Here is a 22,928-nt window from a genome sequence, read left to right on the forward strand (position 1 = left end):
AATATAGAAAAAAACTATTTTATAAGCTAGTGTTTACATTAAATTGTCAGGTATGTTGCACACGGGTATCGGATCCATTTTATGTTTGTTAGACGTATTGTATCTTTTATATATGGTAAAAACCTCTTTTTCTCTACCAGAGAAATCATCAACGGTTTTACCTGAGTCTGCCATTTTCATAGCCCATTCTAGTTCTGGATAAGATGCACCTATTTGATCTTCGTCACTTCTAGCATCTCCAAATAAACCATCGCTAGGAGTTGCTTCAATAATAGATTGTGGTACATTTAATACCTTTGCTAATGCATAGACTTCAGATTTCATTAAGTCTGCTATCGGACTCAAATCTACACCACCGTCTCCGTATTTTGTGTAAAATCCTACTCCAAAATCTTCAACTTTATTTCCAGTTCCTGCAACCAAAAGACCTTGTAATCCTGCATAATAGTATAACGTAGACATGCGTAAACGGGCTCTGGTATTGGCTAATGCCATGGCTACTGTGGCTTCTTTCCCTTCTAAAGAGACTTCTGTTTTAAACTCTTCAAACACAGGTGTTAAATCTACGCGTGTGTCTCTAACATTAGAAAATCTATCACGAAGTTGGTTAATATGTTCTACGGCTCTAGACACGTGGCTTGGTGCTTGGTGAATAGGCATTTCTACACATAATACATCTAAGCCGGTTAAGGCACAAAGTGTAGAGGTTACAGCAGAGTCTATTCCGCCAGAAATACCAATAACAAAACCATTTACGTTAGCATTTGTCGCATAATCTTTTAACCAATTTACAATGTGATCAACAATTTTTTCTGTTTGCATTTTTTGAAGGTTTTAATGCAAAGAATCTTACCTTTGCCTAACAAAAATAACAGAATCGTTTAAGTAATAAAAATTAACGGCATTTAGTTTTCTATGAAATATCTAAGTTTTTTCCTTTTAATAATAATCACTATAGTTTCTTGTAAAAATGATAGTAAAGTCACTGATGAAATTTCAAAAATTGAAATGCCAGTACATATTGAACGTTTCGATAAGGAATTTGCAACAGCAACGGCAGCAGATTTAAAAGGATTACAAGCTAATTATCCGTTTATGTTTTCAAAATCGTATCCAGATGCATTTTGGCTTGATAAGATTCAAGATACTATACAGCAAGAATTATCTGCAGCAGTATTAAAAACCTTTTCAGACACTGAGACTATCGAAAATGAGATTTCGTATTTATTTCAGCATATAAAATATTATTATCCAGAATTTAAAGCACCACGTGTGGTGAGTACAACCTCTTATGTAGATTATCGCAATAAAGTTATTGTAACAGATTCTATAGATATAATTGCACTAGATACGTATTTAGGTCCAGAACATGAGTTTTATCTTGGTGTTCAAGAATACATTAGATCTGGATTTACTAAAGAACAAATAGTGGTCGATTTGGCCAATGCGTATGCAAACTATTATATTTTACCCACAAAAAATAAAACCCTATTAGACGAAATGATTTCTGCAGGGAAGCGTCTATATTTTAAAGATGTGATGATTCCGTTTAAAACAGATGCAGAAAAAATAGAATATACTACGGCACAATTACAATGGGCAGAAACTAACGAGGCTTACATTTGGCAATATTTTGTAGAGCGCGAATTGTTGTTTAGTACAGATTCTAAATTACCATCACGGTTTATAAATGCCGCACCATTCTCTAAATTTTATTTAGCAGAAATAGATAACGAGTCTCCAGGTAGAATAGGAGAGTACATAGGCTGGCAAATTGTAAAAGCGTATATGGAACACAATACAGAAGTATCTTTTAAAGACATGTTTAACATGAGTGCTGAAGATATTTTTAATCATTCAAAATTTAAACCTAAGAAATAATGGCAAATCTTAAATCAACGATACAATTAACAGTAGAATTAGACGAAAACCGTGTTCCTGAAAAATTAAATTGGACAGCAGAAGACGGCGGTATTACAAACGAAGAGGCTAAAGCAATGATGCTTTCTGTATGGGATAGCAAAGCACAGGAATCTCTTAGAATAGATTTGTGGACCAAAGATATGCCGGTAGACGAAATGAAAGTGTTTTTCCACCAAACTTTAGTCGCAATGAGTGATACGTTTAATCGTGCGACTCAAGATGAAAAAATGACGGCAACAATGAAAGATTTCTGTGATTATTTCGCCGAAAAATTAGAATTGAATAAAGACTAAAAAAGAAAATAGTATTTAAAATGCCCTTTATGTTGAAGTGTAATTTCAATATAAAGGGCGTTTTACTATCTAGTGTGTGCTATACAGTGTTTAAAACGTCTCGTTTAAACGTAAATAAAATCCTGAAGTTCCGTAACTCCCCCAAGCATAATCTAACCCTAAATTAGTTCTTGCTTTCTGATTTATATTCAACCTTAATCCTACGCCATAACCCGGATTTATATATTTAAATAAACTAATATCGTTGTCTGAGGCATTTGCAGTTGTTAGATTTAAATAGGCTACAGCCCCTAAAAGACTTGGATTCTTTTTAGAAGCATATAAATGTTTCCTGTATTCTGTTTCTGCGTATAGCATGTTTTCTCCTCTAAAACGCCCTTGTGCATAAGGTCTACCGGATTTAGCAAATTGGTCGTAACCAATAGCAGGCAAACTCATATAGGGTAAATCTCCAGAAGTTGTAAAATTACCCCAAGCCCAAAAGCCTAAGATATTATGATTGTCTTGTGGGGTGAAATTTAAGTAGTCGCGATATTCTAACCAAAGAGAGGTAGAGGATTTGTCGCTACCTATAAACTCAGGGTTAATTTTAAAAGAAGCATATGCATAGCGGCCCGTATAAGGATTATTTTGATTGTCTCTAGTATCATAAATACCATTTAAAGATATGCCGACTAGGGTATTGTCTTTGTTATCGAAACCATATTTTTGGTTGTAGGCATAAAAACTAGTGATTAATGGGTCTTCGCTGTCAAGATCCAACAATTGGTCGTTCATATTATAAAATTTATCAAAATGAACACCAACTCCTGCATAAACACCGGTTTTTATCTTTTTTAAAGCAGTCTGATAAAAGCGAATAAAGTTGAATTCCATCATTTGAGCTTCATCAATGCCGTCTGAAAAACTACCGTCATCAAATTCAAATCCGTTACCCACTAATTTAGCAGATTGTGGTCCTGTTCCCAATCCCCAAGTTGGTTGAGAGGAGTCTAAATAGCGCCAATCACTAATTAAAAACCAGTTGTTATTTTCGGTAAAAACAACATTCTTTATGGTGAAAATAGTTTGACTTTTAGTTGTAAATGCTAAACCAGCTAATGAAGATGATAATCTAGTGGTTTCTGGATCTCCTAAATAACCACTAGTTGCAGCGCCTACACCATAGATAAATCCGAATGCTGGGTTAGATCCAATAATAGGGAGCGGTGAAAAGTAAATATCTCCTTTTTCTGGGGGTTTATTTTTCTTAGCTTCTTTGGCCTCTTTTTTAGCAGCCTTTTTTTCTACTTTGGTTAATTCCTGTCCAAAAGATTGTATTGAGAAAGAAATTAAGAGCGAACATGCTATAAAATATTGTATGATGTTAGCTTTTTTCATGTGGTTTAAATTGGGTGGTTATTTTATAAATGTATTGTATTTGCTGTGTTGTTTTTAATTCTGATAATGCATAGTACCTTTATGTAACTGCTATTTTATCGTAAATACATAAGATTTATATAAATGTAGTCTTTTTATTCGATTTATTGCAAGTGTAAAATTTTATTGTGGTAAGGGTATGTGCTTCAAAGTGTTTACGTTAGCTCTCATAATAGATAAAAAATTACCAGTATCTGGTGTACCCGAAAGCGGAGCAATTACCACACTCGTAATTCCCATTTCTTGAAGTGTTTTTATACTTTCAGCCTGGGGTGAAGCTTCCCAAATTAAGGTTTTTACAGCTTGTTTTTCAATAAGATGTTCTAAATCTTGAAGCTTGTCGTGGTCTAACGTATCTGTAGGTTCCCAATGTAAACTTTGGCCGTGTATGCCATAAGCACCCATAAAATATTGGTATACTGGATGCGAAAATAATACAGCATCATGCATTTGTTCTCCTACACTTTTAAATTCTTGATCTAATTGTAATAAATCGATGGATAAGCTTTTGAAATTAGTATTGAATTGCGATGCTAAAGCTGGAAATTTTTCAGATAAGGCGATTTTAATAGCTTCGGCCTGGGCATTTGCATATTGTAAATTTAACCAAGTCGTATAAGCTGTTTCTGTATGAGAATGCGCTTCTTCATCGCCATGAGTGTGGGTGAAAATTTCTCCGTTTCCAAGTAATTTGTCTTCAAAAGATGCGCCTGTGTTCACAATCAGATCTTCAGGAAGCGACACGTTCATGAGCCATTTTTCGTAAGTTGCCCCATTTATAAAAACAAAATCGGCCTGTTGCATAGCAGCGATGGTGTCGGTTTTAGGTTTCCAATTTGCAGGTTCGGTCATATTGGAAGCTGGGAAATGTAAATGAATGACGTCGCCACCAATACGATCTGCGAAATAGTATAACGGATAGTTTGATACATATACCACAGGAGTGTGTGCTTCTTCAGGAGTCGTTGCTGTGGCTTTTTTATTGTCTTTACAAGACGTAAAAGTAAAAGTGAAAATGATTAGAAAAATAGGTGTAATTCTCATAATAATTAGGCTAAAAAGGAGTCGTTTACAGACAGTCCATAATGATTTTATAAAACACTATAAAGTAAAGCCAAAAGTATATTAACAGCAATAATTAAAATAATTTCTATCGCTAAAAGCTGAAAAATAAAACCATTGGACGCATCAATACGTTTCATGGTTCTAAGCTCTGCGGTTCTCAACTGAGCCGATAGTATTAGTACTAAGCCATGTAGAAGAGTTGTGTTATATAGCAAAATCTTTTACATCTATTACACGTTCAAAATGTTCTAAAATATCGTGATCATGCGTTACTATAATTAAGGTTGTTTTTTCACAACCACTAAAAAAAAAGGCTTAAGTTTTAAACTTAAGCCTTTTTTCTAGTAGTTACATAAAATTATTCTTCGTCTTTAACTTCAACAATTTCGTACATGTCTTTACCATCTACTTGTACCGGTTGGTAGTAGGTGTCACCAAACTGAACGTAAGTCTGATCTCCAATTTTTGTTTCTTCACCACCTTCTGGTAAACTAGGAACAATAGTACCCGCAGTTGCTGGAACTACCGTATATCCGTTAGCATCTTTTTCGTAATATGCTCCGCCGTAGTAATAGTTGTTTGTGGTTTCATTAACCTCTACAGTTGTAGCTTCTTTAGGTAGCGTTTGTACAGTCGCACCTACAGGAGCTTGTACAACAGTATACCCATCGTTTTCGGCTACATAATACACGCCGTTGTCGTAGTGGTATTTTTGATTCTCTACGCTAACAATAATGGCTGTTGTTGCCAATGTTGTAATAAAGAATCCCCATGGGTGCCAAGCTGGTCCCCAATAAAACGGACGGTAAGGATGATAATAATATGGTCTGTGACAGTAATACCCACGACCTCCATATCTGTATGGCGGACGGTTGTAATGTCTTGGACTATGTCTAACAGCTGTATTTCTTCTGTTAACATTTGAATGTCTGCTGTTGTTTACATTAATGTTGACATTATTTTTACTATTATTAATATTAACCTTATTGCCAGATTTGTTTTTAATATTAGACGTTTTTTTGTTTCCTAAATTTGTAGTTTTCTTATTCCCTAAGTTTGTAGTCTTCTTTTTTATTCCAGAATTACTTGTTTTATTAGGTAGTCTAGAAGTTGAACCTGTTGTTTTTTTAGGTAAATTTCTAGAAGATGATTTATTAAAACCACCATTGATACTAGATTTTTGTCTGGTAGAAGTTGATTTAGCTCTAGACATGCTGCTAGATCTTGAAGGTGTAGAACGGTGTGTTGATGCTCCTCCACGAGATGCTCCACCACCACCGCGACTAAAGCGTTGTGCTTGTAAATCGATAGGGTTTAAAAATGCCAATAATAGCACGACTAAACCTATTTTTATATGAGTATGTATATTTTGAATTTTCATGAGATTAGTTTTTTAATTTGTTGTTAATGTTAAGATTTAGCAATTAAAACGCTAATTAGTCGAGCACTTGCAGGAGGTGTGAAATCAAAAATATCGTCATTTAATTCAGGGCTTAATTGCCAGTCGCTAAATGTGGCTTGAAACTTTAAATTGTCTTTCTTTTTGTAAGTAATTTCAAACTGCTTTGGAAGGGTGTGTGCTTCATCTGAAATCCAAATTTTTACAATAACATTTTCATTTTCTATTTGTGTTAAATTACATTCTTCTCCTCCTAAAAGGTCTAGTCCGATGTAAGTTATAGTGTCAAAATTTTCAATAATATCGTCTGTAAACGTTGGGTAAAAGAAATCTGCTGCAGGAAAATCCATAGAGAAATTATCGTGCATAAAATCAATCATGTCAATAATATTATCTGGAGCATCTACTGTAATGTAGTTATTCTCACTAAAAGAATAATAGGTAATCACTTCGCCGTTGTAGTAGTATGCACTATGCTTGTCTTTACTGTGTTGCTTCACAGATAATTTATCTGGACCAACCATTTTAACATCGCATTCGTTGTATTTATTTACTGTTTTTTTATCGGCATCAAATTCTTCAGTGATGGTACTTAAGTGAAAGGATACGGAGCTTAATTCTCCGATGGCTTCTCCCATTTGATCGTAAAGCATTATAGCATCAAGATCAATTTTTTTGTCTTCGTTTTGTGCAAACGTCGCGTAAGGCAAAACACTTAGAACAAATAATGTAATGTATTTTTTCATTGTTTTCATTTTATATTGGATTGGTTTGTTAAAAGATTTAGCGTCTAAAGCCTCCGAATCTGCCAGAGGATCTGCTCATACTACTAGGTCTAAAAGAAGATCTGGTTCTAGTTGGCGAAGTAAACGGTCTGGTTGAGGTTCTATTGAAATTTTTAGAATTAGTGCGATTAAATTTCGCATTGTTATTTAAATTAATATCACGCTTATTAGTCATGCCTGCATTTCTTTTTGCAAAAGATTTTCCAGGATTTTTTTTCTGAAAATCTTTATGACTCACAGATTTTTGTAAACGTTTAGCGTTGTGGTTGCGTTTTACGTGATCGTGATTATATCTATTATGGGCATTAATATGTCCATGTACATTATTGTGATAAATATGTGGAGGAAAAGGTCTCCAAGGACTAAAATAAGGCGGATAAAACCCCCAATACCAAGGTGACATCCAAGGGTTATACATTGGCCCCCAAAACCATCCAAAAATAGGAGGTGTTATGCCAAAATAAGGCGAGATAAAATAGTTGGGACCGTAAATATAAGCATCTCCTGTAATAATAACTTGAGTGTCTTCTCCAGATTTTTCAACATCAATAGTTGCTACATCTTGATACTCATTTTCGGCTAGTACAGATTGAATCGTTACTACATGTGTATGGTCTTCCGAAACTTCAAGAACTCTTAAATAATCTACATTGCCGTCTTCGTTTAAGTCTAAATTAGAAATTTTAGATTCCGGATTATTTAGTCGTGTTTCAAAATCTTCTAAATCTTTAGATTCTCCAAAAACAGAAGCAACGGCTTCTAAATCTAGATTAAGACTAATATCTGTACTTGTTGCAGATACTGTGGTTGTAGTGGTTTCTTGAGCTTGAATACTAATAATAAAGAGAACGCAAATTGAAGCTAAAAATCGTTCTTTAAAATTCATAAATGTTTAGTTTTTAATGTTTTGTTGTAAATTTTGAGTAAATATAAATTAAATATTTAGTTTCGCTATGCATTGAGATTTTTTTTGTCTCACCTGTTCTAAAGTTAATGTAAAATGAATTAAAATTATAAAGTTTTAAAAATGTTATGTATTTGTAATTGATTTTATTGAGGTTTTTATACATTTATTTCCATTAATTTTAGCCAAAATTGTACTCTAATAAATATGTAATGATTCATAAATTACAACATGCAACACCTTGTTTTCATAGCGAATTGAAAAGTTATGTACTTCAGGTTTTATGTGTGATTTGTTTCTTTTTCTTTAATAATAAGATCCATGCACAAGTGGACGACGAAAGTGTTATTAGTGATAATGATTTTACTAGTCAATTGTGGTTTGATCTTAATCCGAGTTGGGATGTTGGTTCTGGTCAAAAAATAAATGGTGAGTTTGGGTATAGAACCATTTGGCCTAAAAGTTGGCAGAGGTTTATTGTTAGAGGATCTTTTCAGTCGGTTTTAGAAAATCCGCTATTATTTAAAAACACAAAACATACAGAAACAGTAGTTTTTGGTACAGGACTTTTTTTATTAACGAGTAAAACATCGCATAATTCTTTCGAGGTAAGACCTTTCCAAGGCTATAAGTTTGCCTTTAATATTAGTCCGCGATTTGTATTACAGCAATATTTTAGAGCCGAACAACGGTTTGTGTTTTCTGGCGCAGAGGATAATCAAATAGTAGGTTTGCGAATGCGTTATCAGGTTAAGGGAATCATTAATTTAGAGGGTGTTTTTTTTGAAGATGATATGGGTTTTTATTTACCCGTTTCTATCGAAGGATTCTTTAACCTTATACAAGCCTCTCAGTTTAATGATGTTATTCGTGTCACTCCAGGTTTAGGCTATCAGTTTAATTCAGATTTTAAGTTAGAAGGCAGTTTGGCTTATCACTATACCCGACAAGATTCTGAAAAATTAGTACGTACAAACGATATTGTTTTCAGATTTAGAATTATTAAAACTTTCCGTTAGCTACTTGTAGAATTTTGTGCTTATTGTGCTTTTATCGTATTTAATAGTGGAATAAACTCATCTGGTCTACTTAAGTAATGTATCTGTTCCGAGATTGAGGTTAGACTTTCCGCATTTTCAACATATCCAGAAACGATGATAGGAACGTCTAATTGGCTACTTAAGTTTCTAAGTCTTGTTTCAATAGTTTTAGCAGTTTGCACAATAAACATAGTAACCAAAACATCGGGTTTTGTAATGTCTGCAACCATTTTTAAATTTTCTATGGGTACATTTTGTCCAAGGTAATACACGCGCCATCCAATTTTTTGAGCAATGTAAGAGGCTAATAAAAGGCCTATTTCATGATTTTCATTTTCAGTTAAAAATAACACCGCCTTTGGAGCATTGGCTAATGGTTTTGGAAGTAGCTCTATGGCTGTGAAAATTTTTTGTCTAATTAAATTAGATATAAAATGTTCCTGCGCCGGCATAACTTTGTTAACACCCCAAAGTACACCAACTTGTGCTAAAAACGGATAAATTAGCCCTGTAATTGTAGATATTAAGCCGGTTTTAATGATTTCTGCATTTACCGTTCTATCAAATTCATCTTCATTTAAGGTCATTACGCTTAGTATTAATGCGCTAATCTCATCTTCTGGAGAACCTTCTAATAAAATTTTAGAAACTTGTGCATGCATGTCAGCTTCAGACATGCCGTCTATTTTAGAGATCCTATATCCATTACGTGTGAGTATACCAATGTTTAATAGCTTCTTAAGCTGCTCATCGGTATAATATCTAATGTTTGTGTCTGTACGTAATGGTTCAAGGAAATTGTAACGACTTTCCCATTTTCTTAACGTATGCGATTTTATGCCTGTTAAAGACACAATTTGCGCCATAGTATAATTACTCATGTCTAAGTATTTGTAAGGCAAAGTTAAACAAAAAAAAGACTTTTAAAAATTTTACACAAAATACATTTGTCTAAATATTTTTAAAATAAGTTGGACAAAAGAAAATAATAACATAGTTTTGTATAACATTAACTATAAAAAACATAGACATGAAAACAACATTAAAATACGTATTAGCATTTTTTAGCTTAGTTTTAATAGTCGCATCTTGTGATAGTGATGATGACGGCGTAGAGATGACAGCCGACCAAAATATTGTTGAAATAGCTCAGGAAACGTCAGAGTTAAGCAATTTAGTTGCCGCATTAACTTTAGCAGATTCAGGTACAGACAGTAATTTAATTGCCACTTTAAGTGGAGACGGACCATTTACAGTTTTTGCTCCAACGAATCAGGCCTTTGTAGATTTATTAGCCCAATTAGATGATTATAATAGTTTAAGTGACTTTGATACAGATGAAGGAAAAGCCATGTTAACTACAATCTTACAATACCACGTTGTAGCCGGTGCAGCTGTATCTTCTAGTGCATTGACAGATAATCAGGAGATTACAACCGTGCAAGGAGAAACCGTAATGATAGATTTAACAGATGGTGTATATATTGAAGACGCTACAGAAGTTTCGGCCATGGTTACTACAGCAGATATTGAAGCAAGTAACGGAATCATTCATATTATAGACAAAATTTTATTACCACAAGAAATTATTGATATGATTAATGCTGAAACTTTAGTTGAACTTGTTTCAGGCAACGAGGATTTATCAATTTTAGAAGCCGCAGTTATTAAAGCAGATTTGGTAGATACCTTAAATAGTGATGGACCATTTACTGTATTTGCACCAACAAATGATGCGTTTGTAGCTTTACTAGATGCATTAGGAGATGATTATAATAGTTTAGACGATTTTGATACAGATGAAGAAATGGCATTGTTAAAAAACATTTTATTATACCATGTTATTCCATCAGAAATTTATGCCGCAGATCTCACAGAAACTTCTGTAGAAACGGCTTATACTGGTAATAATTTAAGCGTTGTAGCGTCTGGAAGTAGTTTCGTTATTCAGGATGCCACAGGTGAAAATGCTAATATTTTGGCAGCAGATGTTATGGCATCTAATGGTGTTGCGCATGTTATAGACCGTGTGCTTTTGCCAAATTAATATATGTGTAGTAAGAAATATATTCTTATATTGAGTTGAAATACAATTAATTAATAGGTTAGTTAAAGGTGAGTATTCCTGCAGCTCATTTTAGTAGTTGCAGGATTATTTAAAGATTTTAAAACATATGCAAAACAAAAAAGTTGTTATTATTGGTTCGGGATTTTCATCGTTAGCTTCTAGCTGTTACTTAGCTCAGGCAGGCTTTGATGTTACTATTCTAGAAAAAAATAATACCATTGGTGGTCGTGCTAGACAATTTAAAAAAGACGGTTTTGTCTTTGATATCGGACCAACATTTTACTGGATGCCAGATGTTTTTGAGTCTTTTTTTAATGATTTTAAAACTGCGACAACCTCATATTATAAGTTAGAGAAATTAAATCCTGCTTATAAAATTTATTTCAATAAAGAAGAATCTATTGCTATCGAAGATAGTTTAGAAAAAATAAAATCAACGTTTGAAGCGGTAGAGCCTCATAGTGGTAAAGCGCTTCAGAAGTTTATAAATAAATCTGAAGACAATTATAATATTGCAATTAAAGATTTGGTATATAATCCAGGAGAAAGTGTTTTCGAGATTATAAATTGGGATACTATAATAAAATCAGGTGCTTTTTTAACGACCATTAAAAAACAAGTGGCGAGCTATGTAAAGCACGAATCACTTCAAAAAATATTAGAGTTTCCAGTATTATTTTTAGGAGCAAAGCCTAGTAATACACCTTCGTTTTATAATTTTATGAATTATGCCGATTTTAAATTGGGTACCTGGCATCCTATGGGAGGCATGTACGAGGTGGTAAAAGGTATAGAAAAATTAGCCTTGAGTTTAGGAGTTAAATTCGAAACACAGAGTGCTGTAACTTCCATTAATTTAGAGGGTAAACAAGTTAAAAGTGTGTCTACTCAGAAACAAGATTATGTTTGCGATGTTTTACTAAGTGGAGCAGATTATCATCATACAGAAACGTTATTACCACAAGCGTTTAGACAATATTCTGAGCAGTATTGGGATAAAAAGACTTTTGCGCCTTCAGCCTTATTGTTTTTTGTCGGTTTCGATAAACCTTTAGAACATGTAACACATCATACTTTGTTTTTTGATACTGATTTTGAAGCCCATGCAGAAACGATTTACGATACGAAAACATGGCCAGAGAAACCTTTATTTTATGCTAGTTTTCCAAGCAAAACAGATCGTGTTGCAGCTCCAGAAGGTAAAGAAGCGGGTATCTTTTTAATGCCAATAGCACCTGACTTAGAAGATACACCGGAAATACGAGCGCAATATTTCGATAAACTGATGTCTAGGTTAGAACAAACAGTTGGAACTGAAGTGAAATCGCACATATTGTTTAAAGAATCATACTGTGTTAATGATTTTAAAGAGGATTATAATTCATACAAAGGTAACGCTTACGGATTAGCAAATACATTAATGCAAACGCATGTGTTACGTCCAAAATTAAAAAGTAAAAAAGTAGATAATTTATATTTCTGCGGACAGTTAACTGTGCCTGGTCCAGGAGTGCCTCCTTCTCTTATTTCAGGTAAAATTGTAAGCGAATTAATTTTAAAATACTCTAAATCATGAAGGCACTTTTCGACACATCTAGTTTAAAATGTAGTAAAATAATTACTAAAGAATACAGTACTTCGTTTTCTTGGGGTATACAATTATTCGCACCGTCTATTCGTCCACATATATATGCCATTTATGGTTTTGTACGTTATGCAGATGAAATTGTAGATTCTTTTGAAGGGTACAATCAAGAGGAATTGTTTTATGAGTTCGTAGCAGATTATCATAAAGCTTTAGAGCGAAAAATTAGCTTAAATCCTATTATTAATACATTTCAAGAAGTAGTTAGAAATTATAATCTAGAGACTTATGTTGAAGATTTCCTTAAACGGATGGAATGCGATTTAAAAGTTACTGAATACGACACCGACGAGGCGTATAAAAATTACATATATGGTTCTGCAGATGTTGTAGGATTAATGTGTTTACGTGTGTTTGTTAATAACGATGAAGCGCAGTTTAATGCATTAAAAGAATCGGCTAAATATTTAGGTTCAGCGTTTCAAAAGGTGAATTTTTTAAGAGATATAAAAGATGATACCGAAGTTTTGGGACGGTCTTATTTTCCTAATGTGAACAAGAATGGATTAACAAACTTAGCTAAAGAAGATATTATAAAAGATATTGAATCTGATTTTGATGAAGCTTATAAAGGTATCGTGCAATTGCCTATGGAAAGTCGTCTGGGTGTATACTTAGCCTATAAGTATTACTTGAAATTATTGCATAAATTAAAAAGATTAGATTCTAAACACTTATTATATGAACGAATTCGTATCTCAAATCCGTTAAAATTGGTTATTTTAACCAAAGCATATATAAGGTATAAACTCAATGTTATTTAAATCGATACTCATATTACTTTTTTTTACAATGAATTCAGGAACAGATTGCAATAAAATGCCTAAGGTAAGGTCGGAGTTCCATGCCATAATCACCGAAGATGAGCTTGACTTATTTTTGGATAATGTAAAAACAGTAGATTGCGATTTAAAAACACCATATCTAGCATCTGCTATTATGAGACAAGCAGAATTTACTAATTGGCCTTTTAGAAAATTGAATTATTTTAAAGAAGGTAAAGATGTATTAGAAGATTATATAGCAGAAAATCCGAATAATATTGAAGCGCGTTACATGCGATTACTTTGTCAGCTTAATGCACCTAGCTTTTTAAATTATGATGATAAAGAAGAAGATAGAGACTTTATTAATACGCATATAAAAACCGCTAACTTACCAGAAGACTTTAAACAAACCATGTTGTTTAATATTAAAAAACATACAAACAAATAATGATTCAAATCCTATTATATATAGTTGTTACGATAGTTACATTTCTAATTATGGAAGGTATCACTTGGCTAACGCATAAATTTGTAATGCATGGATTTTTATGGTATTTACATGCAGATCACCATCAGCCTAAATATCCACATGTGTTCGAAAAAAACGATATATTTTTTGTCATTTTTGCAATTCCGAGTATTGCATTAATGTATTTTGGAATCGAACCAGAGTTAAACGTCTTATTCTTTATTGGTTTAGGAATTATGTTTTATGGTATGGCCTATTTTTTAGTGCACGATGTCTTAATTCATCAACGTTTTAAATGGTTTAGTAAGACTAAAAACAAATATTTAATCGGACTTAGAAAAGCACATAAAGTACATCATAAACATTTAGGTAAAGAAGATGGAGAGTGTTTCGGCATGTTAAATGTACCTAAAAAATATCATGAGCAATACCAAAAGAAATGAAATCACTTACCTATCTTTTAATCGATTTGGCTTGTGTTTTTGTTCCGTTGGTTGCTAGTTTTTATCCTAAACATGCTTTCTACAAACGTTGGATGTCTTTCATTAAAGCAAATTGTATAGTCACTATACTATTCTTAATTTGGGATTATATTTTTACAGCTATTGGCGTTTGGGGTTTTAATCCAGAGTATTTAACCGGTATTTTTATTGGGAATTTACCGCTGGAAGAGGTCTTGTTTTTTATTTGTATTCCGTTTTGCTGCGTATTCTCATACTTTGCTTTTACTTATCTTGTTAAAAGAAGTCCTTTTACTTCGGTACAGCATCATATTACAACTATTCTAATCGTTGTTTTTACTATTCTGGCTGGTCTTTATTTTAATCATTGGTATACGGTTACTGCCTGTGGTTTTACAGCATTGTACTTAATGTACTTAAAGCTTAAAAAAGTAGATTTAGCGTTTCACTATTTAACCTTCCTATTTATATTACCGTTCTTTTTTGCAAGTAACGGTTTACTTACGGGTTCGTTTTTAGATGCTCCAATTGTTTGGTATAATGATGCAGAAAATATGGGAATTCGTATGTTTACAATTCCTATTGAAGACAGTATCTATGGCTTGCTACTTATCTTTTTAAATATAGAAGGCTTCCGTTATTTTGAAAACAAGCGTATTTAAGATCTTATACCTTCTTTATAAACATCTAATGCACGAAGACGTGCTGTTTTATGATCGACCATAGGTTCTGGATAGGAATCTGTACCATATTCTGGAATCCATGTTTTTACATATTCTAAATTTTTATCGAACTTTTCTAATTGAGTAATCGGATTGAAAATCCTGAAATAAGGCGCAGCATCGCAACCGGTTCCAGCAGACCATTGCCAGTTGCCGTTGTTAGAGGCTAATTCATAATCTAATAAATGCTTTGCAAAATAGGCTTCCCCCCAAGTCCAATGCACTAACAAATGCTTACATAAAAAAGCTGCAGTTACCATACGTACACGATTATGCATATAACCGGTTTTGTTTAATTGGCGCATACCTGCATCAACCATCGGATATCCGGTTTTACCTTCGCACCATAATTTAAATTCATCTTCGTCATTTCGCCATGCGATATCATCGTATTTATTTCTAAAGTTATTGTGCACAACATGTGGAAAGTGAAACAAGATTTGCATGAAAAATTCACGCCATATTAATTCACTTAAAAAAGTACTGTCTTCAGGTTTTAATTCTGAAATAATTTCTCGAATACTCACTGTTCCAAACCTTAAATGCGGACCTAAATAGCTACCAATATCTTTATTAGGGTAATCTCTAAACTTAGCATAGTCGCTAACTTGGTCTAATTGAAATGCTTTTACCGCTTTGTTAGCGTTTTTAAAATCTATAGATTCTAAACTAGGAAAATCAAATGCGTTTTGGTATAAATTTTCAAATTCTGGTTTGGTGTGTAATGCGACACCTTTAAAGTGTTCTAACCATTTATTTTTAAAAGGAGTATAAACCGTATATGGATTTCCGTCTTGTTTTAAAATGTCGTGAGGTTCAAAAATAACTTGATCTTTAAATGTGTGAAAAGAAATGTTATTCTCGGATAACAGAGATTCAACTTCAGCATCACGTTGTTTTGCGTAGGGTTCATAATCTGTGTTGGTATAAACGGCTTCAATATTATAATCTGAAATAAGCTGTTTCCAGAGTTCTAAAGGGTTTCCTTTTAAGCACAATATGGAAGATTTATAGTTTTTTAGTTCATTATTTATGTGCTCAAGACTTTGATGAATAAATTGAACACGCGCATCGTCAGCTTCCAACTCATTTAAAATCTTTTCATCAAAAATAAAAATAGGAAGTACGTTTGTATTACTTTTTAAAGCTTCAAAAAGTCCAGTGTTATCTGTTAGTCTTAAGTCGCGTCTAAACCAAAAAATGGTATGTGTCATAAATAATTAAATTATAATAATTGTGTGTTTAAGCTGTCAGGTGTTTCAACATGTTTTTAAAAATAAAGCCGTGAAAAGGAAGTACGCTGTACCAATATAAACGGCCAGATATGCCTACAGGTCTAAAGGTTGCGGTTTGCACCAAAGTGTTATCTTTAATTTTAAATTCTAACCATGCATCTCCAGGCAATTTCATTTCGGCTAGTAAAAGTAATCGGCCTTCAGCTTTATTAGCATAAAGTACGCGCCAAAAATCTAAGGCATCTCCAGCATGTAATTCGTTTACATGTGTACGGCCACGTCTTAATCCAACACCGCCATAAAGTTTATCTATAAACCCTCTTAATTTCCATAAACCGTTGCCGTAATACCAACCAGTTTCTCCACCTATACGCCAAATCCGGTCTATACATTCTGCTCTATCTGTAAATTCACGTTCGCGTTTATCGATAAAGCAACCGTGTGTAGGGATTTGAATAAAGTCGGACATATTAATTGCCATTGTACCACTACTTAAAGCATCTTTCCAACTGGATATTATTTCATTAGTTTCAATTTTTTTAAATGCTTTATCTAAGGCTTCTTCATAAGAAATAGGAGTCACATCTAAAATTTTATTGATTTTATGGTCTCTGCAAACTACTTCAACTTTCATACTATTTACTAAAGCGATTGCCAATTTGTATGATGTAGAGGTTACAAAATATAACCAATATGATGATAAACGAGGCGTCATGACAGGTACAATGTAAATGTGTCGTTTTAATCCGCGCGCTTTCGCAAATTTAAGCAGCATTTCTTTATATGTTAAAATGTCTGGACCTCCAATATCGAAATTTTTATTAAATGTTTCAGTATTGTTAAGCGATTTGCATAAAAACAAAATAACATCTGTAATACCTATGGGTTGGCATTTGGTGTTAAGCCATCTAGGCGTAACCATAATGGGGAGTTTTTCCACTAAATCTCTAATAATTTCAAAAGAGGCACTTCCAGAGCCAATAATTATTCCTGCTCTTAAAGCGGTTAAACTGTATTTGCCTTTATCTAATTCGTGTTCTACCGTTTGTCTTGAACTTAAATGTTCAGACAACGTATCGTCATTCACAATACCGCTTAAGTAAATAACTTGTTTGGCTTGCGTTTTATTAATGGCTTCTCTGAAGTAGACTGCAGATTGTTTCTCTAATTCTTGATATTTGCTAGATGCCGACATAGAGTGCACCAAATAGTAAGCAGCTTCTATATCTTTAGGAATGTTTTCTAAGCTTTCTTCGTCTAAAAGATCTATGGTAACTACACTAATTTTAGGAGCTATTGATTCCGGCGGATTAAAACGTTTTGGGTCTCTTACGCCACAGACAACATCGTGACCTTGAGCTACCAAAACGGGTAGCAAGCGTTTTCCAATGTATCCAGTAGCACCAGTTAAAAGTATTTTCATGAAATGGTATAAAATATGAGAGTTACTCTACCATAGAGTGCTATAAAGATAAGAGAAAAGTTTCTTTGTCTTTAACACTAAAGCTACATAAAAGTGCTCAATTCATATATTATTTAGAAACTTTTGCTCAATTTTGAAAATACTTGTGTTTGCATGGATTGCTGACCAATAATCGGGTTTGTCATGGTTTTAACACCTGTTTCTAAAAGATAAGTTTTCATTTCGGTTTTTATTCCAGTTCCAAATTCTGATTGTAAAAAGAATGGATTCAGTCGTAAATTATCTGGGTTATCACCTAGAGGTTTGCTTAAATGTTGATTGTAAATGTAGGGCTGAATATAATCTGTGATAGCGTAAGATAATTCGGCGCGATAATATAAATGTAAGTTTGGTGGCAGCGGACTAAAAAAAGACTGTTGTAGGGCAGGTCCACCTTCTACAGTTATTTTTAAATTTGGTAATGGCTCTGCAGTGAACGCATTACTAAAAATGGAATACTGACCCAACGCATAATTATTCCTAACCGTAGTATGTTGTGTGTAAGTTAAAACCTTAAAGGGATTGTAAGTTGTAGTTCCCGTAGCAATATCTTGTGATACACTTTGTTTGTTTTCAGAATTTGTGTCTGTGTTTTGAGCGAATACACTTGTAGAAAAACTTGTAATTAATACATATAAATAGTACAACACATGTTGTTTTGTGAGAATGGGAACGGTGTAGTTTTTTAACATAGACATTATGGTGGTTAATACGGTTATAATGCTCTACAAGATAGTGTGTTAAAGTGTTTTGTATGTTAATTTATTTATGTTTAACATTTTATTATGTTTAGCGATAAGATTGGACTACACGTGTTGGTCTATTAAAATGGGGTTACCGTCTGGATCCATAATAATGATGTTGCCTGGTCCTGTAGTTGTTTCATCTACTTCAGAAGATAAAGTAATGCCTTTTGATTTCAGTTCTTTTTGTATGTCCCTAACATCGATAAACGATTCTAGTGTTTTTGCGTCTTGGTCCCAACCCGGATTGAATGTTAAAATGTTTTTATCGAACATATCCTGAAACAATCCAATTAAAGTGTCACCATTTTTCATGATGAGGTAGTTTTTTTCGAGATCACCTGCGAAAACAGTGAATCCCAATGTTTCATAAAACAATTTGGATATTGAAAGATCTTTTACATTTAAACTAATAGAAAAAGCGCCTAAAGCCATAAGAGTAATTTTAAGTTGAATTTTTAAACTTAATAAAAAAACCCTGAAATATTCAGGGTTTTACATGCTTTTTATAATTGTAAGTATTTTACAATACAACTTCGTTTTCTAGAGATTCCTCGTTTTGATAAGCTAAAAGATTCCCTAAAGTAACTTCTGCAATTTTATCTAAAGCTTCATGAGTTAAAAAACCTTGATGCGATGTAATAATAACGTTTGGAAATGAAATTAAGCGTGAAATAACATCGTCCATTATAATGTTTTCAGACAAATCTCTGAAGAATAATTTTTCTTCCTGTTCGTAAACATCAATTCCAAAATATTCTAAAGTTTGATTTTTTAAGGCTTCAACAGCATCTATTGTATTTATTAAACCACCACGACTTGTATTAATTAACATGGTTCCTTTTTTCATTTTAGAAAAGGCTGCTTCATTAATTAAATGATGCGTGTCTTCGGTTAAAGGGCAGTGTAACGAAATTATATTAGAAGATTTTAATAATTCATCTAAAGAAAGATACGTAACGCCTAAGGCTTTTAGTTCTTCGTTTGGATATAAATCGTATGCAATAATTTTACATCCAAAACCCAACATAATTTTGCTGAAATATTGTCCAATTTTACCAGTACCAATAACACCTACCGTTTTGCCATACATATCGAAACCTGTTAAACGCTCTAAAGAAAAGTTTCCGTCGCGTACACGATTGTAAGCTTTATGTGTCTTTCTATTTAAAGTCATAATTAAGGCGGTTGCATGTTCTGCAACAGCCATTGGCGAATAGGCAGGGACACGTACAACTTTTATATTTGCAGCTTTAGCCGCTTTTAAATCTACGTTATTAAATCCGGCACAACGCATTGCAATAAGTTTTACGCCATATTCACTAAGTAACTTTATCGTTCGCTCATGTAAATGATCGTTCACAAAGGCGCATACCGCATCGCAACCTTGTGTTAATTTTGCGGTTTTTGTATTTAAAGTACTTTCATAAAAAATAATATCATGCGCACCTGTGTTGTGTTTCTCGAAAGAAGTAATGTCGTATGATTTTGTGCTGAAAAAGGCTACTTTCATAAGATGTAATTTTTAAACTTTTAAAGACTAAAGATACTTTAAAAATGCCATTTTATAAACAAAAATCAATGTAGAGTTAACCTAGTAAAATCAAGGATTCATGTGGTGAAATTAACAGTTTTTTATAGTTAAAAAAGTATAAATAGTAGTATAGTATTATTGCACAAAACAACTTTCAATAAAATCTATAAAAGTCTGTTTTCCTTTAGTTAAAGTGCCACGAGGTATGCGTTCGTTTACGTTGTGTATATATTCTAAATAATGACGCTCTAATGCAATTGGTGTAAAACAGTACGAGCTAATGCCTTTTTCTCTAAATAAACTAGCATCGTTGTAATTAGGTACAGACGCACTTAATGTATTGGCTTCTGGATAGTTTTTTTTGATTGCATTATTAATGTTGACGAAGAATTTGGATTGATCATCTGAAGGCGGAACAATAGGAGACTCTTTTATGACTTTAATTTTGATCCGTTTATTTTTTAATTGTTTTTTAACTGAAGCAACAAATTCGTCGTTGGTTTGATGGGGCAATAACCTGCAATCTAATAGTGCGGTAACTTCATCTGGAATTACATTTATCACATTGTTATGACTGTCAACACTTGTTAGGGTGATAGAGTTTGAAAATAATGAAAAGAGTTCGGGTTTGTTTCTTAAAACAGGTGCCAATAACACTTTAAAAAGTCTAGGGTGTTTTAGGACTAAAGATCCCATGCCTTTTTCTAACCGCCCTAATTGTTTTAAAATATTAATATTTGTTTCGTTATATACCGTTTTCTGTTTCTTTTCTATAAGATTATCTAGGGCTTTTATCATGCCTTTATTCGCATAATTTATTGGCGTGATAGAACCGTGTGCAGATGTTTTAACTTTTAAAGATAGCTCTAACCATAATGGTCTTTTGTTTGTTACAGAAATACCAAATAAAATCTGATCGGGATCAGATTTTAATATGCCATTAAAGCCAGGAGGTCCTTCGCCTAACACAACAATAGGGTTTAAAGTATCCAAATAATGTTCTAATACATATTCCGCACCGCCACCATCACATTCTTTTTCTTCGCAAGATACAGCAAGAAGTGACACATTATAAGGCATTTTGTCTTTGCCATATTTATTTAAGATTTCAATCAGACTAAATAAATGCATGATGCCATTACCTTTATTATCGAAAGCTCCACGACCCCAGATTTCTGTATCGGTAATATCTCCTGAAAATGGTGGATGTTCCCATTTTGTAAGGTCACCAGTAGGCACAACATCAATATGATTTAATAAAATTATATTTGGAAGATTGCTGCTTAACGGATAAACAGATGCTGTGAAATTATAATTGCCATTAGTGTCTCCCATTTGTTCAACATGCAAACCATTTTCTATGCATATTGATTTAAACCACTCTCCAGCTTCTATTTCATCACCACTTATAGACTCAAATTGTAAATATTTACTGAGAGCTTGTTCTATATTTAAACTTTTACCATGATCTTGAATTATCGTTTTTGAAGACGGATTCTGACTTTGAGTCTGAAAAGTAATACATAAAAAGAATAATAAGTATCTAAGCTCTTTGCTCATAATAGCACGTTTATAAAACAATAATTTTGTCAGTAAGATGTCTTAAAATTAAGATATTGCTATTAACAAACAATTAATAATTATTGTTTTTTTTAAGCTATTGTGTTTTATTTTATTTAAAATAAGAGTTAAAATTTTAAGAATTAATAATATGCTACCATTCGTTAATTCTATTAGAATCTAATTTTATAAAAATGAAAAGTAAAATAGTAAAGCCCCAAAGACCTGAACCTCCATAACTAAAGAACGGCAGCGGGATACCAATTGTTGGGATAAGTCCCATAACCATTCCTATATTTATCATAAAGTGAAGAAACATAATTGATGCTACTGCGTAACCGTACATGCGACTAAATTGCGATTTCTGGAGTTCTGCAAGATGGAGAACCCGAAGCATTAATAATATAAAAAAGATAATGACGAACGCGCTACCAATAAATCCCCATTCTTCGCCAACGGTACTAAAAATATAATCGGTGTGTTGTTCGGGAACAAATTTTCCGGTAGTTCGTGTACCTTCCATAAAACCACGTCCCTTTATACCTCCCGAACTAATTGCTTTTTCAGATTCGTATAGATTGTATAAAATATCACGACGCATTTCCGCAATTTTTGTCGGATCTTTTTCTAATCTTAACCATAAACTTATTCGGTCTTTTTGATGCGCTTGAAGTACATTACTATAAAAGAATTGTACACCAATAGACATGGCAATAGCAATAATTGTGATGATTATTGGCTGGACAATAATAGGCTTTTTTTTGTTTAAAAAATATTGTGTAAACACAATTAAAGCGGCTAAAATAGAGGTGATTACTGGTCCGAATTTTAAAGATAAGATGGATATAAAAACGACACTTACAGCAAGCGTTAAGTAAATTTGAGGTAAGCCTTCTCTATACAATACAAAGAAAAAGGCACCATATACAATCGTACTTCCAGCATCGTTTTGTAATAGTATTAAAAACGCAGGAATTAATATTATGATAAAGGTTTTAATCTGGTCTTGAAACTTGCGAATATCTGTTTGTAAATCGCTTACATATTTAGCAACCGCTAATGCCGTGGCAGCTTTAGCAAACTCGCTGGGTTGTATAGTCATACCACCTATGCCGTACCAAGATGTCGCTCCGTTTACATTCTTTCCAAATATAAAAAGTCCAACTAGGGATAGCATAGATATAATATAAATTACACTGGCAAAACGCTCGTAAAATTTAGCCTCTATAGCTAGAATAATAATGATTAAACCTATTGTTAAACCAATAAACATAAGTTGTTTGCCGTAAGGTTGTGAAAAATCAAAGTAATCTAAAGTTTCTCCAACATGAGAAGATGATATTATATTTAACCAACCAAAACCTACCAATAGCATAAAAATAATGATGGTTATCCAATCGAAAGAAAAATGTCTATTAGTTTCTCTAATCATAG

General features: G+C 33.1%; 23 protein-coding genes. 9 read left to right on the forward strand and 14 right to left on the reverse strand.

Translation table 11 applies throughout. The features are described from left to right. Positions 1 to 33: 33 nt before the first annotated feature. Entirely contained in the window at positions 34 to 822 is a 789-nt protein-coding gene (nadE, locus tag AST99_RS07745; RefSeq protein ID WP_057781077.1) for an NAD(+) synthase, read from the reverse strand. 93 nt (positions 823 to 915) lie between these two features. Here nadE and gldB point away from each other — a divergent pair, with 93 nt between their 5' ends. Together gldB and gldC are read left to right on the forward strand one after the other, a co-directional pair. Continuing rightward, positions 916 to 1,881, forward strand: coding sequence for a gliding motility lipoprotein GldB (gldB, locus tag AST99_RS07750; protein ID WP_057781080.1), 966 nt, complete (start codon positions 916 to 918; stop codon positions 1,879 to 1,881). Next, positions 1,881 to 2,216: a gliding motility protein GldC gene (gldC, locus tag AST99_RS07755; RefSeq protein WP_057781082.1), complete on the forward strand. Its 336-nt coding sequence runs from the start codon at positions 1,881 to 1,883 to the stop codon at positions 2,214 to 2,216. The genes gldB and gldC overlap by 1 nt, the downstream gene beginning before the upstream one ends. Before the next feature lie 90 nt (positions 2,217 to 2,306). Here the strand turns inward: gldC and AST99_RS07760 are convergent, their stop codons facing one another. The 5 genes from AST99_RS07760 to AST99_RS07780 all read right to left on the reverse strand — a co-directional run bounded on the left by AST99_RS07760 (position 2,307) and on the right by AST99_RS07780 (position 7,770). After that, positions 2,307 to 3,596, reverse strand: coding sequence for a BamA/TamA family outer membrane protein (locus tag AST99_RS07760; RefSeq protein WP_157486326.1), 1,290 nt, complete (start codon positions 3,594 to 3,596; stop codon positions 2,307 to 2,309). Between the two features lie 162 nt (positions 3,597 to 3,758). Beyond that, positions 3,759 to 4,679, reverse strand: a complete 921-nt coding sequence (locus AST99_RS07765; RefSeq protein ID WP_057781085.1) for a metal ABC transporter substrate-binding protein — start codon at positions 4,677 to 4,679, stop codon at positions 3,759 to 3,761. Between the two features lie 379 nt (positions 4,680 to 5,058). After that, a complete protein-coding gene (locus AST99_RS07770) occupies positions 5,059 to 6,081 on the reverse strand; it encodes a DUF6515 family protein (protein ID WP_057781088.1) in 1,023 nt (340 codons plus the stop codon). Positions 6,082 to 6,110: 29 nt separating this feature from the next. After that, positions 6,111 to 6,845 carry a DUF2092 domain-containing protein gene (locus tag AST99_RS07775; RefSeq protein WP_069727824.1) on the reverse strand — a complete coding sequence of 245 codons (735 nt, stop codon included), beginning with the start codon at positions 6,843 to 6,845 and terminating at the stop codon, positions 6,111 to 6,113. A 37-nt stretch (positions 6,846 to 6,882) separates the two neighbouring features. Next, positions 6,883 to 7,770, reverse strand: coding sequence for a hypothetical protein (locus AST99_RS07780; RefSeq protein ID WP_057781095.1), 888 nt, complete (start codon positions 7,768 to 7,770; stop codon positions 6,883 to 6,885). Between the two features lie 230 nt (positions 7,771 to 8,000). On the opposite strand from AST99_RS07780, the gene AST99_RS07785 reads away from it, so the two are divergent. Further along, entirely contained in the window at positions 8,001 to 8,807 is an 807-nt protein-coding gene (locus AST99_RS07785) for a DUF2490 domain-containing protein (protein WP_057781097.1), read from the forward strand. A gap of 20 nt (positions 8,808 to 8,827) precedes the next feature. Here AST99_RS07785 and AST99_RS07790 read toward each other — a convergent pair whose 3' ends face one another. Further along, positions 8,828 to 9,709 (reverse strand): MerR family transcriptional regulator, encoded by an 882-nt coding sequence (locus tag AST99_RS07790; protein WP_057781099.1) that lies wholly within the window; start codon positions 9,707 to 9,709, stop codon positions 8,828 to 8,830. Positions 9,710 to 9,858: 149 nt separating this feature from the next. Here AST99_RS07790 and AST99_RS07795 point away from each other — a divergent pair, with 149 nt between their 5' ends. The 6 genes from AST99_RS07795 to AST99_RS07820 all read left to right on the forward strand — a co-directional run bounded on the left by AST99_RS07795 (position 9,859) and on the right by AST99_RS07820 (position 14,900). After that, positions 9,859 to 10,875 (forward strand): fasciclin domain-containing protein, encoded by a 1,017-nt coding sequence (locus AST99_RS07795; protein ID WP_057781102.1) that lies wholly within the window; start codon positions 9,859 to 9,861, stop codon positions 10,873 to 10,875. Between the two features lie 127 nt (positions 10,876 to 11,002). Then, the gene (locus tag AST99_RS07800; RefSeq protein ID WP_057781105.1) at positions 11,003 to 12,472 is read left to right on the forward strand and encodes a phytoene desaturase family protein; all 1,470 of its coding nucleotides are present in this window, start codon (positions 11,003 to 11,005) and stop codon (positions 12,470 to 12,472) included. Further along, positions 12,469 to 13,305, forward strand: coding sequence for a phytoene/squalene synthase family protein (locus tag AST99_RS07805; protein WP_057781108.1), 837 nt, complete (start codon positions 12,469 to 12,471; stop codon positions 13,303 to 13,305). Before AST99_RS07800 ends, AST99_RS07805 begins: the two co-directional genes overlap by 4 nt. A 28-nt stretch (positions 13,306 to 13,333) precedes the next feature. Continuing rightward, a complete protein-coding gene (locus tag AST99_RS07810) occupies positions 13,334 to 13,756 on the forward strand; it encodes a hypothetical protein (protein WP_157486327.1) in 423 nt (140 codons plus the stop codon). After that, on the forward strand, positions 13,756 to 14,220 hold the full coding sequence (locus AST99_RS07815; protein ID WP_057781114.1) for a sterol desaturase family protein: 465 nt from the start codon (positions 13,756 to 13,758) through the stop codon (positions 14,218 to 14,220). The genes AST99_RS07810 and AST99_RS07815 overlap by 1 nt, the downstream gene beginning before the upstream one ends. Continuing rightward, on the forward strand, positions 14,217 to 14,900 hold the full coding sequence (locus tag AST99_RS07820) for a lycopene cyclase domain-containing protein (protein WP_057781117.1): 684 nt from the start codon (positions 14,217 to 14,219) through the stop codon (positions 14,898 to 14,900). The genes AST99_RS07815 and AST99_RS07820 overlap by 4 nt, the downstream gene beginning before the upstream one ends. On the opposite strand, the gene AST99_RS07825 is transcribed toward AST99_RS07820, so the two are convergent. The 7 genes from AST99_RS07825 to rodA all read right to left on the reverse strand — a co-directional run bounded on the left by AST99_RS07825 (position 14,897) and on the right by rodA (position 22,926). Next, a complete protein-coding gene (locus AST99_RS07825) occupies positions 14,897 to 16,174 on the reverse strand; it encodes a cryptochrome/photolyase family protein (RefSeq protein ID WP_057781120.1) in 1,278 nt (425 codons plus the stop codon). The genes AST99_RS07820 and AST99_RS07825 overlap by 4 nt on opposite strands. Positions 16,175 to 16,202: 28 nt before the next feature. Next, positions 16,203 to 17,618 (reverse strand): SDR family oxidoreductase, encoded by a 1,416-nt coding sequence (locus AST99_RS07830; protein WP_057781123.1) that lies wholly within the window; start codon positions 17,616 to 17,618, stop codon positions 16,203 to 16,205. 113 nt (positions 17,619 to 17,731) lie between these two features. Continuing rightward, positions 17,732 to 18,355 (reverse strand): hypothetical protein, encoded by a 624-nt coding sequence (locus AST99_RS07835; RefSeq protein WP_057781126.1) that lies wholly within the window; start codon positions 18,353 to 18,355, stop codon positions 17,732 to 17,734. 108 nt (positions 18,356 to 18,463) lie between these two features. Continuing rightward, positions 18,464 to 18,835: a VOC family protein gene (locus AST99_RS07840; RefSeq protein WP_057781129.1), complete on the reverse strand. Its 372-nt coding sequence runs from the start codon at positions 18,833 to 18,835 to the stop codon at positions 18,464 to 18,466. A gap of 88 nt (positions 18,836 to 18,923) precedes the next feature. Next, on the reverse strand, positions 18,924 to 19,913 hold the full coding sequence (locus AST99_RS07845; protein ID WP_057781132.1) for a 2-hydroxyacid dehydrogenase: 990 nt from the start codon (positions 19,911 to 19,913) through the stop codon (positions 18,924 to 18,926). A gap of 156 nt (positions 19,914 to 20,069) precedes the next feature. After that, complete coding sequence (locus AST99_RS07850; RefSeq protein ID WP_057781135.1) at positions 20,070 to 21,494, reverse strand: M20/M25/M40 family metallo-hydrolase; 1,425 nt, start codon at positions 21,492 to 21,494, stop codon at positions 20,070 to 20,072. Positions 21,495 to 21,648: 154 nt separating this feature from the next. Beyond that, complete coding sequence (gene rodA / locus AST99_RS07855; RefSeq protein WP_057781138.1) at positions 21,649 to 22,926, reverse strand: rod shape-determining protein RodA; 1,278 nt, start codon at positions 22,924 to 22,926, stop codon at positions 21,649 to 21,651. Between the last annotated feature and the right edge of the window lie 2 nt (positions 22,927 to 22,928).

The organism is Formosa algae (assembly GCF_001439665.1).
Classification (GTDB): Bacteria; Bacteroidota; Bacteroidia; order Flavobacteriales; family Flavobacteriaceae; genus Formosa; species Formosa algae.

What these genes read in the sequence shown, in the direction of transcription:
- AST99_RS07810 (WP_157486327.1), top strand. Translation starts at nt 13,334, where the DNA reads ATGAATTCAGGAACAGATTGCAATAAAATGCCTAAGGTAAGGTCGGAG.
- nadE (WP_057781077.1), bottom strand. Translation starts at nt 822, where the DNA reads ATGCAAACAGAAAAAATTGTTGATCACATTGTAAATTGGTTAAAAGAT.
- gldC (WP_057781082.1), top strand. Translation starts at nt 1,881, where the DNA reads ATGGCAAATCTTAAATCAACGATACAATTAACAGTAGAATTAGACGAA.
- AST99_RS07785 (WP_057781097.1), top strand. Translation starts at nt 8,001, where the DNA reads ATGATTCATAAATTACAACATGCAACACCTTGTTTTCATAGCGAATTG.
- AST99_RS07770 (WP_057781088.1), bottom strand. Translation starts at nt 6,081, where the DNA reads ATGAAAATTCAAAATATACATACTCATATAAAAATAGGTTTAGTCGTG.
- AST99_RS07825 (WP_057781120.1), bottom strand. Translation starts at nt 16,174, where the DNA reads ATGACACATACCATTTTTTGGTTTAGACGCGACTTAAGACTAACAGAT.
- AST99_RS07780 (WP_057781095.1), bottom strand. Translation starts at nt 7,770, where the DNA reads ATGAATTTTAAAGAACGATTTTTAGCTTCAATTTGCGTTCTCTTTATT.
- AST99_RS07835 (WP_057781126.1), bottom strand. Translation starts at nt 18,355, where the DNA reads ATGTCTATGTTAAAAAACTACACCGTTCCCATTCTCACAAAACAACAT.
- rodA (WP_057781138.1), bottom strand. Translation starts at nt 22,926, where the DNA reads ATGATTAGAGAAACTAATAGACATTTTTCTTTCGATTGGATAACCATC.
- AST99_RS07790 (WP_057781099.1), bottom strand. Translation starts at nt 9,709, where the DNA reads ATGAGTAATTATACTATGGCGCAAATTGTGTCTTTAACAGGCATAAAA.
- AST99_RS07845 (WP_057781132.1), bottom strand. Translation starts at nt 19,913, where the DNA reads ATGAAAGTAGCCTTTTTCAGCACAAAATCATACGACATTACTTCTTTC.
- AST99_RS07800 (WP_057781105.1), top strand. Translation starts at nt 11,003, where the DNA reads ATGCAAAACAAAAAAGTTGTTATTATTGGTTCGGGATTTTCATCGTTA.
- AST99_RS07760 (WP_157486326.1), bottom strand. Translation starts at nt 3,596, where the DNA reads ATGAAAAAAGCTAACATCATACAATATTTTATAGCATGTTCGCTCTTA.
- AST99_RS07830 (WP_057781123.1), bottom strand. Translation starts at nt 17,618, where the DNA reads ATGAAAATACTTTTAACTGGTGCTACTGGATACATTGGAAAACGCTTG.
- AST99_RS07815 (WP_057781114.1), top strand. Translation starts at nt 13,756, where the DNA reads ATGATTCAAATCCTATTATATATAGTTGTTACGATAGTTACATTTCTA.
- gldB (WP_057781080.1), top strand. Translation starts at nt 916, where the DNA reads ATGAAATATCTAAGTTTTTTCCTTTTAATAATAATCACTATAGTTTCT.
- AST99_RS07765 (WP_057781085.1), bottom strand. Translation starts at nt 4,679, where the DNA reads ATGAGAATTACACCTATTTTTCTAATCATTTTCACTTTTACTTTTACG.
- AST99_RS07775 (WP_069727824.1), bottom strand. Translation starts at nt 6,845, where the DNA reads ATGAAAAAATACATTACATTATTTGTTCTAAGTGTTTTGCCTTACGCG.
- AST99_RS07805 (WP_057781108.1), top strand. Translation starts at nt 12,469, where the DNA reads ATGAAGGCACTTTTCGACACATCTAGTTTAAAATGTAGTAAAATAATT.
- AST99_RS07795 (WP_057781102.1), top strand. Translation starts at nt 9,859, where the DNA reads ATGAAAACAACATTAAAATACGTATTAGCATTTTTTAGCTTAGTTTTA.
- AST99_RS07820 (WP_057781117.1), top strand. Translation starts at nt 14,217, where the DNA reads ATGAAATCACTTACCTATCTTTTAATCGATTTGGCTTGTGTTTTTGTT.
- AST99_RS07850 (WP_057781135.1), bottom strand. Translation starts at nt 21,494, where the DNA reads ATGAGCAAAGAGCTTAGATACTTATTATTCTTTTTATGTATTACTTTT.
- AST99_RS07840 (WP_057781129.1), bottom strand. Translation starts at nt 18,835, where the DNA reads ATGGCTTTAGGCGCTTTTTCTATTAGTTTAAATGTAAAAGATCTTTCA.